Genomic DNA, 12,588 nt, shown 5'->3' with positions numbered 1-12,588 from the left:
GTGTCCTGTCGGTCGCAGCCACAATCGCTGCTGTCAGGTTCGGCCACCACGCAGGCCGGAGTCTGGCGACCAGCGAACTTGTCTCAACAGACTCCGGATCCCGAACCCCACCCCTTCACAGCCCAGTACGCAAGCGGCGACGAACTCACCTGCCGCCGCAGAGTGACCGGACCCAAGCGCTGCCATCAAATGCAAAACGGAACACTCATTGCCGCTGTCGACCTGGGGTCGAACAGCTTCAGACTTGAAATCGGCCGCCTGCAACACGGTCAGATCCAGCGCAGCGAATACCTGAAGGAGACTGTGCGCCAGGGCAGCGGCCTGGACGAGGAGCGTCGTCTGCGCGCTGACGCCATGCAACGCGGCTGGGATTGCCTGGCCCGGTTTGCCGAGCGCCTGGCCGGGTTCCCGCGCACCCAGGTGCGTGCCGTGGCCACCCAGACCCTGCGCGAAGCCCGCAACCGCGACGACTTTCTGGTCCGGGCCACCGAGATCCTGGGCTTTCCGATCGACGTGATCTCCGGCCCCGAAGAGGCTCGCCTGATTTATCAGGGCGTGGCCCGCCTGCTGCCCCAATCGGATGAGCGCCGGCTGGTGATCGACATCGGCGGACGCTCCACCGAGATGATCCTGGGCCAGCAGTACAACGCTCAGGTGATGGCCTCGTACCGCGTGGGCAGCGTCGCCTGGTCGATGAAGTACTTTCCGCAAGGCCTGTTCACGCAGCAGGCCTTCATGACCGCCGAGATCGCCGCCAAGGCTGTGCTCGACGAAGCCCTGGACAGCTACCGCCGCGACAGCTGGGACATTGCCTACGGCTCGTCCGGCACCGTGGGCGCGGTGGCCGACGTCCTGGCCGCGGCCGGTGAACCGAGTGGCGTGATCAGCCGCAGCGCCCTGCATTGGCTCAAGGAGCGCCTGCTGCGCGCCCAGAGCGCCGAACGGGTGCGCATGGAAGGCCTGAAAGACGACCGCCGCGCCGTCATCGGCGGCGGGGTCAGCGTTCTGACCGCCATCTTCGATCTGCTGGGCATCGATGAAATGCACGTGGCTCAAGGCGCCCTGCGCCAGGGTGTTCTGTACGACCTGCTCGACCGTGAACAACCCCACACCGACCTGCGTGCCACCACCGTGGTCTCGCTGTGCGAACGCTTCCAGGTCGACCAGGCCCAGGCAGAGCGTGTGCGCGATGCCGCCCTGACGCTGTACCGCCAGGTCGAAAGCCCGCTGGACGAACGCGCCGAACGCAAGCTGGCCTGGGCGGCGAGCCTGCACGAGATCGGCATCCAGATCTCGCACAGCGACTACCACCGGCACGGCGCCTACATCCTGGACAACACCGACGCACCCGGCTTTGCCCTGCCCGAACTGCACCGGCTCAGCCTGCTGATCCTGGGCCACCGCGGCAAGCTGCGCAAGCTCGAGGCCGACTTCAGCGATGCCGCCTTCGTGGCGCAGCTGCTTTGCCTGCGCCTCGCTGTGGCGCTGTGTCACGCCCGCCGCAACCCCGACCTGGCCCCGCTGGCGCTGGCCTGTGATGGCATGGCCTACACCCTGCACCTGAGCCAGGCCTGGTGCCAGCAATATCCGCAATCCGCCCACCTGCTGCGCGAGGAAGCCATCGCCTGGCAAAAGACACCCTGGTCGCTGGATCTGTTGGTGTCCTGAGCGCCCTGCCCTGCACTCCAGCCTGCCAGCCCCCGGCCCCTTGCGGCAACCGGGGGCTTTTTTCATCACAGACTTACGCCCCTGGCTGGCACGGGAGTGACCATACAAACACTGAATTAAACCGTATATACTGTTTATACCGATTAACTCAAGGAGTTTTGATGACCAGCACCACCGACAAAAAAGACACCCCGACACCCCCTGCGGCCGCCCCCGTGGCCACGACGCCAGCGCCGGCTGCCACCCCAGCCAGCGCCCCAGTGGTGAAGGCCGCCGAAAAGCCGGCCGTCAAGCCCGCTGCCAAGCCCGTGGCCGCTGCGCCCGTGAAGACAACAGCACCGGTCAAGGCGACCCCACCGGTGAAGGCTGCGGCTCCCGCCAAGGCGAAGACCGTGAAGGCCCCCGCCAAGGATGCCAAAGCCGCCAAGGCCAGCCCCGCCCCCAAGAAGGCCGTGAGCAAGCCCGCCGCCAAGCCCAAAGCCGCCCCGGTGGCGGCCACTGCGCCCGCTCCCGCCAAGCCCAAGGTCGAAGCCACCAAAAAGGTCAAGGAAAGCAAGCCCAAGAAAGCAGCCGAGCCCGAAGTGAAGGCCAAAAAAGCCAAACTGGTGCGCGACAGCTTCACCATCCCCAAGGATGAGTACGACGTGCTGGCCGAGCTCAAGCAACGTGCCCACCTGCTGGCCCACAGCCCCAAGAAGAGCGAGATTCTGCGCGCTGGGGTGCGTCTGCTGGCGGGCCTGGGTCAGGAAGCGTTTCTGAAAGCCCTGAAGGCCATCCCCTCGATCAAGACAGGCCGTCCCGCCGCCGAAAAGCCGCCGGTGACAGCCCCCAAGAAGGCCGGCAAAGCCTGATGCGAACGGCCCCCTGCCGAGCAGGAGGCCTGAAGGTCACAGCAATTCAGGAACCTGGACGGTGACCACCACGGTCTGAGATTCGCCCTGCCGTTCGCGGTGGCGCAGCCACCAGACCGCCCCCTTGCGCACAGAGCACTCCCCCTCAGGCAAGCCCAGCAGGTGGGCCACCGTCTGGCCCAGCATGGGCTGGTGGCCGATCACCAGCACAGCCCCCCGCTGACGCGGCCACTGCGCCAACTCGAGCAGATCCGACACCTGCCCCCCAGGCAGCAACTCGGCACGCAATTTGTACTTGCGGCCCAAGGCCAGGGCCGTCTGCTCAGTGCGCCGGGCTGGGCTGCACAGCACCCTCAAGCCCTCCGGCAACTGCCGATCCAGCCAGGCCGCCATGCGCATGGCCTGCTTTTCCCCCTTAGGGGTCAGGTTGCGGGCCAGGTCTTCCATGGCACCGGCATCGTCTTCAGCTTCGGCATGTCGCCACAAGATCAGGTCCATGGGGGCAAAACTCCAGGTCAGGTTTTCTTGGGTTTGGAATCGCCGCCGTAGCGGTCCATCAAGGCTTGCTGAACGCCGTGGGCCACCTCGCCCGCAGGCTCCACCCGCTGGTAGACGCCGTCGGCACCCAAGTTCCAGGCATCACGGTCGTCGCACAGGTAGCCCACCAAGCATTCATCAATGATGCGCTGGCGCAGTTCGGGGTCGTTGACGGGCCAGGACACCTCCACCCGGCGCAGCATATTGCGGTTCATCCAGTCGGCACTGGACAGGTAGAGCTGCTCTTGATCGCCCATGCGGTAATAGAAGACGCGTGAGTGCTCCAGAAAGCGCCCGATGATGGAGCGCACCCGGATGTTGTCGGTCTGCCCCGGCACCCCGGCAGGCAACATGCAGGCCCCGCGGATGATCAGGTCGATGCGGGCACCGCGCTGGCCGGCCTCGATCAGGGCACGGATCAGGGGCTCATCGGTCAGTGCATTCATCTTGGCCACGATGCGCCCGCCCTCGCCCCGCTCGGCCGCCAGGCCCACCTGGCGGATGGCCTCCAGGGTCTTGGCGTGCAGGTGGAATGGGGCCACCCACAGGTGCTTGAGACGAGGCAGCCGGTTCTGGCTGGCCAGGTGAGAGAACACCAGGTCCATTTCAGCGGTCAGATCCGGGTTGGCCGTGAGGCAGCTCAGGTCGGTGTAGAGGCGCGCGGTGCGCGGGTTGTAATTGCCGGTGGAGAGGTGCCCATAGCGGCGCAGCACACGGCCTTCGCGGCGGGTCACCAAGAGCATCTTGGCGTGGGTCTTCAGGCCGACCACGCCATACACCACCTGGGCACCGATGGACTCCAGTGCCTCGGCCCAGTTGATGTTGGCCTCTTCGTCGAAGCGGGCCTTGAGCTCGACCACGGCCGTGACTTCCTTGCCGCGGCGCACGCCTTCGCGCAACAGCTCCATCAGCTCCGAATCCGACCCGGTGCGGTAGATGGTCTGCTTGATGGCCAGCACCTGCGGGTCATTGACGGCCTCGCGCAGAAAGCCCAGCACGCCATCAAAGCTCTCAAAGGGCTGGTGGATCAGCACATCGCGCTGCGCCACCTGCTCGAAGATCGAGGTGCCTTGCTGCAACTGCCGCGGCAGTGCGGCCTTCCAGGCCGGAAAGAGCAGCGAAGGCTCGTTCATCAGATCGATCAGCTGGGTCAGGCGCACCAGATTGACCGGGCCATGCACACGGTACAGCGCGCCGACGGGCAGGCTGAACTGGGACAGCAGAAAGTCGGACAGGAACTTGGAGCAGCCCGCCGAAACCTCCAGGCGCACGGCCTGGCCGTAGTTGCGGTGCTCCAGGCCCTGGCGCAGCGCGGCACGCAGGTCGCGCACATCTTCCTCATCAAAGGCCAGATCGGAGTGGCGTGTGACCCGGAACTGCGAAAACTCGGTGACTTCGCGCCCGGCGAACAGGTCGTGCAGATGCGCCCGGATGACGCTGGACAGACTGACGAAGCTGACCCCCTTGCCCGACACCCGGGCCGGCATGCGGATGACGCGGGGCAACACCCGGGGCACCTTGACGATGGCCACCTCGTTCTCGCGACCAAAGGCATCCTGACCGCGCAGGCGCACGATGAAATTGAGCGACTTGTTGGCCACCTGGGGAAAGGGGTGGGCCGGGTCCAGCCCGACCGGCACCAGCAGGGGACGCACCTCGCGCTCGAAATAGTCGCGCACCCAGCGACGCTGCTCGGCATTGCGGTCGCCATGCGAGACGATGCGGATGCCCAGACGCGCCAGGGCGGGGATCAACTGGTCGTTGTAGAGCTTGTACTGCCGCTCGACCAGATCATGGGCGCGCACGGCCAAGGCTTCGAACGAGTTGCTGCTGTAGGTGCCACGGGGGTCACGCAATTGCAGGGCAATCAGGTGCGGGGCCACACGCACCTCGAAGAATTCGTCGAGGTTGGAGGAGACGATGCACAGAAAACGAAGCCGCTCCAGCAGCGGAACATCGCTGCGGCGGGCCCAGTCCATGACACGGTCATTGAAGGCCAGGATGCTGTGATCGCGATCCAGCAATGGGAAGGGCTGCGCCGAATCAGGCACGGCAGGTTCGGACGGGAGTGACGTAGCGGAGATGGACAAGCAAAAACCTCAGACAGGCATGCCGGCAGGCGCCGGGGGGCGGCACTCAGCCGGAAGGCAACCCGCCGACCCGGCAGGGCAGGAACAGGTCGCCAACATTATTCATACCGAAGCCAGCCTTTTGATGACAAATGCATGACAAGTCCATTTTCGACCGATGGGTTCCACTTTATCAATGGTTGATGAACTCAAGCGCTGAGCGCCTTGATCGCCGTACCGTGTGGCTGGCCCAGGCTGGGGTTCCAGTGCACCAACTCCAGTCGTCCGTCAAAGTGCTCAACCAGCGCGGTATGGCTTTCAACCCAGTCGCCATCGTTGCAATACAGCGTGCCCTGGATGGTGCGCATTTCGGCCCGATGGATATGCCCGCACACGACGCCATCCAGCCCGCGGCGGCGTGCCTCGGTGGCCACCGCCACCTCAAAGTCCATCACGTAGTTCAGCGCCTTCTTGACCTTGCCTTTGAGGTAGGCCGACAGCGACCAGTAAGGCAGGCCCAGGCGGCCCCGCAGGTTGTTGAGGTGCCGGTTCAGGCGCAGCAGCAACTCATAGAGGTTGTCGCCCAGGTAGGCGAGCCACTTGGCACACTGGATCACGCCATCGAAATGATCGCCATGGATGACCCAGAGGCGCCGCCCGTCCAGCGTGGTATGGATGGCCTGCTCAACCACCTCGATGCCACCGAAGGAATGCCCCACAAAGCCACGGGCAAACTCGTCGTGGTTGCCGGGAATGAAGATGATCTGACAGCCCTTGCGAGCGCGCCGCAGCAGTTTCTGCACCACATCATTGTGGGCCTGGGGCCAGAACCAGCGGCGCCGCAACTGCCAGCCATCGATGATGTCACCCACCAGGTACAGGGTGTCGCTCGGGTGGTGCTTGAGGAAGTCGAGCAGGGCCTCGGCCTGGCAGCCCGGGGTGCCCAGATGCAGGTCGGAGATGAACACGGCGCGCACCCGGTTGCGGCCCTCTTCCCCCCCCGGGTCGGCCTCGGCCTCCACGGGCGGGCCCTGGGTGGCCCACTGGTTCAGCGCCTCGAAGCTGGTTCTCATCAGACACCCAGGAAGTGCTTGCGGTAGCGGGAGGGCAGATCGGCGATGCGCATGAGCATGGGCAGATCGGCCGTGTTGAAGTCGGGGTCCCAGGCCGGCGCACCCAGCACCTTGGCGCCCAGGCGCAGGTAGCCCTTGATCAGCGCCGGCGGCTCGATCTGCAGGCTGTCATCGAGCTGTTCGACCGGCAGGGCCAGGCGGGGCAGCACGTGGTACTCGATGGGGGCCAGGTGCGTCTCGCGCAGCTGGCGCCAGATGCTGGCTGCCGCGTCGCCGCTGACCACGCCGTTGTGCAGCATCGGGATGCTGGCGCAGCCGATCATGGTGTCGAGTTGGTTGCGCACCATGAACTCGGCCAAGGCGCCCCACAAGGCCATGATCACCCCACCCTGGCGGTGCTCGGCGTGCACGCAGCTTCGGCCCAGCTCGACCATGCGCGAGCGCAGCATGCGCAGGCGGGTCAGGTCGAACTCCATGTCGCTGTAGGTGCTGCCGATGCGCTTGGCCTGCACCGGGGTCAGCACGCGGTAGGTGCCGATCACCTTGCCGCTGTGCTGCTCGCGCACCAGCAGGTGCTCGCAGTAGTCATCGAACAGGTCCACATCGTGCCCCGGCACCGAGGTGGCCAGGCGGGCCCCCATCTCACCGGCGAAGATATCGAACCTCAGGCGCTGGGCTTCGCGCACTTCGTCAAGGTGTCGCGCCCACGAAACCTGAATACCCCCGCGCCCAGTTGCCGCATCCGCAGCGCTGTGCGGGCGCTCAGCTGAGTGGTCGCCTCGATGAAGCGACCCCCGAGGCAAGGCAATCGGCGACAGCGGGAAGGTCGGGTTGGGCAACTCTTTCATCGTGGGCTCCTGGGCGACTGACAGGCGGGGCTGCATCTGGTCAGCCGCACGCCGAATGCTGAAAGGGGCCGCCAAGCTGGCCCGCCCCACCGCTGCAAGCTCGGCGCCGATCCGGGTCACACCAGGGATCGGGCAGCCAGCTGCTCTGTGAAGGAGTCTCTTCAGCCGGCGTGACCGGGTCATGTCATGGGGATGGCAAAACCGTGACATCCGTCTGGCGCCGTGCATCCATGCAGCCAGGGGGCACAAGGCTCAGCGGTCAGCTGCTCAGGGCGAACGGCATAATCGACCCAGATCACCGACACAACTTCACTGCCATGCCCTCCGTGAAACCCTGGACTGCAGCCCTGCTGGCCTTCCTGGTTTCCATGGCCGCCTCCCTGACCCTGGTCGAGGTCTTGCAGAGCCACCAGAGAAGCGAAGCGGTCGCACGGGTGTCCGACTTGGCCAATGACCATGCCCAGGCCTTGCAACACGCCCTGGAGCAGGCGCTGGCAGCCAACTACGCATTGGCCGCGCTGGTACAGCAAAGCCACGGCAATGTGACCCAATTCGAAGCGGCAGGGGCGATGCTGCTCCAGTTCCATCCCGGCGTCACCATGCTGGGATTGGGGCCAGGGGGACGGATCAGCCAGGTGGTCCCGGTTGCGGGCAATGAACGTGCCATTGGCTTCAACCCGCTGGAGGATCCGCTGCAACGGCCGGAAGCCCAACGAGCCAGGCAGGCCAACCAGCTCAGCATGGCCGGGCCCTTGAACCTGGTCCAGGGGGGCGTAGGTGTGGTGGGTCGCCTGCCAGTCTTCCTGCCGGATGAGCTGGGGCATGACAGCTTCTGGGGCTTCACCAATGTGACCATCCGACTCGACCCGGTGTTGAACCTGGCCCAATTGCCCCGCCTGAGTGAACGCGGCTTTGTGTACCAGCTGTGGCGAACCGTGCCAGACACCGGTGCCAGGCAGGTGATCTCAGAAGGGGGCCAGGGCTTGCTCGATCAGCCTGTCGAGCGGGTGATTACCTTGCCCAATGCGCAGTGGCATCTCAGTGTCGGCCCGTCCGAAGGCTGGACCTCGCCCCTGAATCAGCTCATCCACGGGCTGGGCGCCACCCTCGTGTCCATGCTGCTGAGCTACCTGGTGTATTTGCTGGCCCGCCAGAGGCTGCAGGAGCGCTGGCTGGAGACCCAGGTGGCCGCCCGCACGGCCGAGATCGAAGCGGCACAACAGCATCTGCAGGCCACGCTTCAGGCCGTGCCGGACCCGATGTTCGAGTTCGACCTGGAAGGCCTCTGTCTCAGTGCCCAGGTGCCTGTCCAGGGTGGCAGTATTCTTCACGCCAAACTGGTGGTGGGCCGCCATCTGCAAGAGACCTTGAATGCGGAAGCCAGCCAGGAGGTGATGCGCGCACTGGAGGAAGCCCATCGCCTGGGATGGTCGGGCGGTCATCCATTCGTGCTGTACCACGCGGACATCCCCCATGAATTCGAACTCTCCGTGGCGAGATTGTCCGTGTCGACGGGGGCCACGCCGAGGTTCGTGGCGATGGTACGTGACGTCACGCGCCGGCAGATTGACCAGGAGATGCTGCGCCTGACGGCCAAGGTGTTTGAGCTCAGCAGCGATGCCTTCGTCGTGACCGATGCGACGGAACGCATCATGATGGTCAATCAGGCCTTCTGCAGGCTGACCGGATTCGCGCGCAACGAGGTATTGGGCCGACCGGCCAAGTTGCTGGCCGCCCACCGCGAGGACGACAGCTTCGTTCACCTGGTGCGCACCGCCATTCACCAGCAAGGCCATTGGGAAGGTGAGGCCTGGAACCAGCGCAAAGACCGCAGCCGCTATCTGCAGTGGCTGTCTGTGAGCAGTCTGGTGGCACCCCAAGGGCAGACCAGCCACTATATTGCGGCCTTTCGCGACATCACTCAGCAAAAGCAGTCTGAGGAACGCATCCGAAGCCTGGCGTATTTCGATCCCCTCACCGGATTGCCAAATCGAACTCTGCTGCAGGAGCGAAGCCAGGCGGCCTTGAACACCGCCCGGCGCACCGGGCAGGGCTTTGCCGTTTTCTTCCTGGACATTGATCACTTCAAGAACGTGAACGACTCTCTGGGCCACGGTATCGGAGACCAACTGCTGCTTGAATTTGCCCACCGCCTGCGCGGCCTGATCCCTGAGCCCGATACCGTGGCCCGCCTGGGTGGCGATGAGTTCGTGCTGCTGATTGGTCAGGCCCAGGCCACCGAGGCCCAGCAACTCGCTCAGGCGGTGCTGAACCTGGCGACCGAGGCTTTCATCGCGGGGGGGCATGAGCTCAACGTGACCTTGTCGATCGGCGTGGCCCTGTTCCCTCAACATGGCACCGACTTCCAGGCCCTGCAGCAACGCGCCGATGCCGCCATGTACCGAGCCAAGCGCAGCGGGCGAAATCAATACTGCCTGTTCACCGATGCGATCCAGGCCGATGCCAATCGGGTCCTGATGCTGGAGAACGCCTTGCGCCGGGCTCAGGAGCGCGGACAGTTGAGCGTTCATTACCAAGCCCAACTCGACTTGAAGAGCGGTGCGGTGGTCGGCGTAGAGGCCTTGATGCGCTGGAATCACCCTGAACTGGGCAGCGTCTCGCCCGCCGAATTCATTCCGATAGCGGAAGACACAGGGTTGATTCTGGGCTTGGGGGAATGGGTCTTGCGCACGGCACTGGGCCAATTACGGCAATGGATGGATCAGGGCTTGCCACCCCTGACGATGGCCGTGAACGTGTCAGCGGTCCAGTTCCGCCAGGCCCAATTGCCAGATCTGGTCAGGCGGGTGGTCGAAGAGGCTGGGGTCGCCCCCCATCTGGTGGGGCTGGAGCTGACCGAGGGCGTGGCACTCGACGACCCTACGGGGGCCAGCCAGATCATGGACCGGCTGCATGCCCAAGGCATCCGGCTGCTGATCGATGACTTCGGCACAGGCTATTCATCGCTCAGCCAGCTCAGGCGCTTCCAGGTCAGCAAGCTGAAGATCGACCGATCATTCATCAACGACTTGCAGAACAACCCCGAAGACCGGGCCATCGTGCGCGCCATCATCAGCATGGCCCGGGCCCTGGACATGCTGACCCTGGCAGAAGGGGTGGAAAGCGCCTGGCAGATGGACTTTCTGCGCGAGGAAGGGTGCGAGGAAATCCAGGGCTTCTACTTCAGCCGCCCCTTGCCGGCCGACGACTTCGAAACATTTGTCAGGCGACACCACCAGACGCTGGCGGCCACCGCCGCCTGAACACAGGCCAGGATGGGGAAGAGGGGCCGGCCCCTTGACTCAGCCAGCCCGCGCCGCGTCGGCCATCTGATGGGCCAAGGAACTGGCCAGGCCGGCATCACGGGCCTCCACCATCACGCGCAACAGCGGTTCTGTGCCACTGGGGCGGATCAGCACCCGCCCTTGCCCGGCCAAGGTGGCCTCAGCCTGGGCGATGGCCTGCTTGAGCAGCTCGTTGTCCTGCCAGGTCTGATCGGGCCGCAGGCGGACGTTGACCAGGGTCTGAGGGAACAAGGTGACGGGTGCCAACCACTGCGCCAGAGTTCGGCCGCCGCGCACACAAGCCTGCAGCACCTGCAAGGCGCTGATCAGGCCATCGCCCGTGGTGTGGCGGTCCAGGGCCAGCAGGTGCCCAGAGCCTTCGCCGCCCAGCGTCCAGCCTTTTTGTTCCAGCTGTTCAAGCACATAGCGGTCGCCCACCTTGGCGCGCACAAAATCAACGCCACGCTCGCGCAGCGCCAACTCGACCGCCATGTTGGTCATCAAGGTCCCGACCACACCCGGCACCGGCAGGCCGCGTTCAAGCCGGTCCATGGCGAACAGGTACAGCAGCTCATCGCCGTTGTAGAGGCGGCCGGTCGCGTCCACCATCTGCAGGCGGTCGGCATCCCCATCCAGGGCCACGCCCAGGTCGGCCTGGTTGGCCCGAACAGATCGCACCAGGGCGTCCGGGTGGGTGGCACCCACTTCATGGTTGATGTTCAGACCATCGGGTGTGCACCCCAGCGCAATCACCTCGGCGCCCAACTCGTGGAACACCTTGGGGGCAATGTGATAGGCCGCGCCATGGGCGGCATCCACCACGATGCGCAGGCCCTTGAGCGTGAGTTCGTTGGGAAACGTGCTTTTGCAGAACTCGATGTAACGGCCGGCCGCATCCTCCAGGCGCCGGGTCTTGCCCAGCGAGGCCGAGTCCACCCAGACGGGGGCCTCTTGCAAGGCGGCTTCCACGTCCAGCTCCCAGGCATCGGGCAGCTTGGCGCCCTGGGCACTGAAGAACTTGATGCCGTTGTCCTGAAAGGGGTTGTGGCTGGCGCTGATGACCACGCCCAGGCTGGCGCGCTGGGCGCGGGTCAGGTACGCCACGCCGGGCGTGGGCAAGGGGCCCAGCAACACCACGTCGACGCCAGCCGAATTGAAGCCCGACTCGAGTGCGCTTTCAAGCATGTAGCCCGAGATGCGGGTGTCCTTGCCGATCAGCACGGTCGGGCGGCTCTCGGTCTGGCGCAACACCCGGCCCACGGCATGGGCCAGGCGCAGCACAAAATCAGGGGTGATGGGGGCCTGCCCCACCGTGCCCCGGATGCCATCGGTGCCGAAATACTGTCGTGTCATGTCAATCCCTTGTCTCGCCTGATGAATTTCAGGCCTTTTGTTGAATGCGGGGTTTTTCGGCGTCGCGCACCGCTTGCCACACCTGCAAGGCAGCCCGGGTCTCCTGCACATCGTGCACCCGCACCACCCGGGCGCCCCGGTCCACGGCCAGCACGGCCGCGGTGGTGCTGGGCACCAGGCGCTGCTCCACCGGCAATTGCGTCACAGCCCCCAGCGACGACTTGCGCGACCAGCCGGCCAGCCAGGGCAGACCCAGCAAGGCCAGCTCGCTTTGCCGCGCCAGCAAGGCAAAATTCTGCTCCACGGTCTTGCCAAAGCCGACCCCGGCATCGAGCACCACCCGTTCTGGGGCCACGCCCAGGGCGAGCAGGCGATCCAGCTCCTGCCGCAAAAAAGCGTTCACCGCGGGGATCACATCGCCTTCCAGGGGTTGCACCTGCATGGTCTGGGGGTCGCGGTGCATGTGCATCAGGCAGACGCCACAGCTGGGATGGCGGGCCACGACCTCACGCGCACCGGGCTGGCGCAAGGACCAGATGTCGTTGATGACATCGGCCCCCAGGTCCAGCACGGCCTGCATCACTTCGGGCTTGTAGGTATCCACCGAAACCGGCACCCCCAGGTGCACGGCCTCGCGCACCACCGGCAGCACACGGGCCAACTCATCCTCCAGCAACACCGCGGGGCTGCCTGGGCGCGTGGACTCGCCACCGATGTCCAACAGGTCAGCCCCTTGGGCCAGCAGTTGCTCGGCGTGGCGCAAGGCCTGAACCGCGGTGGCGTGATGCCCGCCGTCGGAGAAGGAGTCAGGGGTAACGTTGACGATGCCCATCACCTGGGGACGACTCAGGTCGATCCGAAAACGCGAAGTCTGCCAAAACATCCAGAAAAGCCGATCCGAAATA

At 65.2% G+C, this 12,588-nt stretch carries 9 protein-coding genes; 3 read left to right on the top strand and 6 right to left on the bottom strand.

Annotated elements, in window-relative coordinates; translation table 11 throughout:
* Positions 1-189 precede the first annotated feature (189 nt).
* Both ppx and F624_RS32165 read left to right on the top strand, forming a co-directional pair.
* Positions 190-1,668 (top strand): exopolyphosphatase, encoded by a 1,479-nt coding sequence (ppx, locus tag F624_RS0105355; RefSeq protein ID WP_019573242.1) that lies wholly within the window; start codon positions 190-192, stop codon positions 1,666-1,668.
* A 161-nt stretch (positions 1,669-1,829) separates the two neighbouring features.
* Positions 1,830-2,519 (top strand): hypothetical protein, encoded by a 690-nt coding sequence (locus F624_RS32165; RefSeq protein WP_019573241.1) that lies wholly within the window; start codon positions 1,830-1,832, stop codon positions 2,517-2,519.
* Between the two features lie 36 nt (positions 2,520-2,555).
* Here the strand turns inward: F624_RS32165 and F624_RS0105345 are convergent, their stop codons facing one another.
* From F624_RS0105345 to F624_RS0105330, 4 genes are all read right to left on the bottom strand, one after another.
* Complete coding sequence (locus tag F624_RS0105345; RefSeq protein ID WP_019573240.1) at positions 2,556-3,017, bottom strand: SixA phosphatase family protein; 462 nt, start codon at positions 3,015-3,017, stop codon at positions 2,556-2,558.
* Between the two features lie 17 nt (positions 3,018-3,034).
* Entirely contained in the window at positions 3,035-5,107 is a 2,073-nt protein-coding gene (gene ppk1 / locus F624_RS0105340; protein WP_043425524.1) for a polyphosphate kinase 1, read from the bottom strand.
* 227 nt (positions 5,108-5,334) lie between these two features.
* On the bottom strand, positions 5,335-6,198 hold the full coding sequence (locus F624_RS0105335; RefSeq protein ID WP_019573238.1) for a UDP-2,3-diacylglucosamine diphosphatase: 864 nt from the start codon (positions 6,196-6,198) through the stop codon (positions 5,335-5,337).
* Positions 6,198-7,046: a GNAT family N-acetyltransferase gene (locus tag F624_RS0105330; RefSeq protein ID WP_031254182.1), complete on the bottom strand. Its 849-nt coding sequence runs from the start codon at positions 7,044-7,046 to the stop codon at positions 6,198-6,200. The genes F624_RS0105335 and F624_RS0105330 overlap by 1 nt, the downstream gene beginning before the upstream one ends.
* 317 nt (positions 7,047-7,363) lie before the next feature.
* On the opposite strand from F624_RS0105330, the gene F624_RS32160 reads away from it, so the two are divergent.
* Positions 7,364-10,309 carry a bifunctional diguanylate cyclase/phosphodiesterase gene (locus F624_RS32160; protein WP_019573236.1) on the top strand — a complete coding sequence of 982 codons (2,946 nt, stop codon included), beginning with the start codon at positions 7,364-7,366 and terminating at the stop codon, positions 10,307-10,309.
* A 39-nt stretch (positions 10,310-10,348) separates the two neighbouring features.
* On the opposite strand, the gene glmM is transcribed toward F624_RS32160, so the two are convergent.
* On the bottom strand, positions 10,349-11,683 hold the full coding sequence (gene glmM / locus F624_RS0105320) for a phosphoglucosamine mutase (protein WP_019573235.1): 1,335 nt from the start codon (positions 11,681-11,683) through the stop codon (positions 10,349-10,351).
* 28 nt (positions 11,684-11,711) lie between these two features.
* Positions 11,712-12,566 carry a dihydropteroate synthase gene (gene folP, locus F624_RS0105315; protein WP_019573234.1) on the bottom strand — a complete coding sequence of 285 codons (855 nt, stop codon included), beginning with the start codon at positions 12,564-12,566 and terminating at the stop codon, positions 11,712-11,714.
* Between the last annotated feature and the right edge of the window lie 22 nt (positions 12,567-12,588).

The organism is Curvibacter lanceolatus ATCC 14669 (genome assembly GCF_000381265.1).
Lineage (GTDB): Bacteria > Pseudomonadota > Gammaproteobacteria > Burkholderiales > Burkholderiaceae_C > Curvibacter > Curvibacter lanceolatus.
Note: the sequence above shows the minus strand (reverse complement) of the source record. Positions and strands in the feature narration are given on the sequence as shown.

Coding starts and splice junctions, on each gene's coding strand:
- ppx (WP_019573242.1), top strand. CDS start 190: ATGCAAAACGGAACACTCATTGCCGCTGTCGACCTGGGGTCGAACAGC.
- F624_RS32165 (WP_019573241.1), top strand. CDS start 1,830: ATGACCAGCACCACCGACAAAAAAGACACCCCGACACCCCCTGCGGCC.
- F624_RS0105345 (WP_019573240.1), bottom strand. CDS start 3,017: ATGGACCTGATCTTGTGGCGACATGCCGAAGCTGAAGACGATGCCGGT.
- F624_RS0105335 (WP_019573238.1), bottom strand. CDS start 6,198: ATGAGAACCAGCTTCGAGGCGCTGAACCAGTGGGCCACCCAGGGCCCG.
- F624_RS0105330 (WP_031254182.1), bottom strand. CDS start 7,046: ATGAAAGAGTTGCCCAACCCGACCTTCCCGCTGTCGCCGATTGCCTTG.
- F624_RS32160 (WP_019573236.1), top strand. CDS start 7,364: ATGCCCTCCGTGAAACCCTGGACTGCAGCCCTGCTGGCCTTCCTGGTT.
- glmM (WP_019573235.1), bottom strand. CDS start 11,683: ATGACACGACAGTATTTCGGCACCGATGGCATCCGGGGCACGGTGGGG.
- folP (WP_019573234.1), bottom strand. CDS start 12,566: ATGTTTTGGCAGACTTCGCGTTTTCGGATCGACCTGAGTCGTCCCCAG.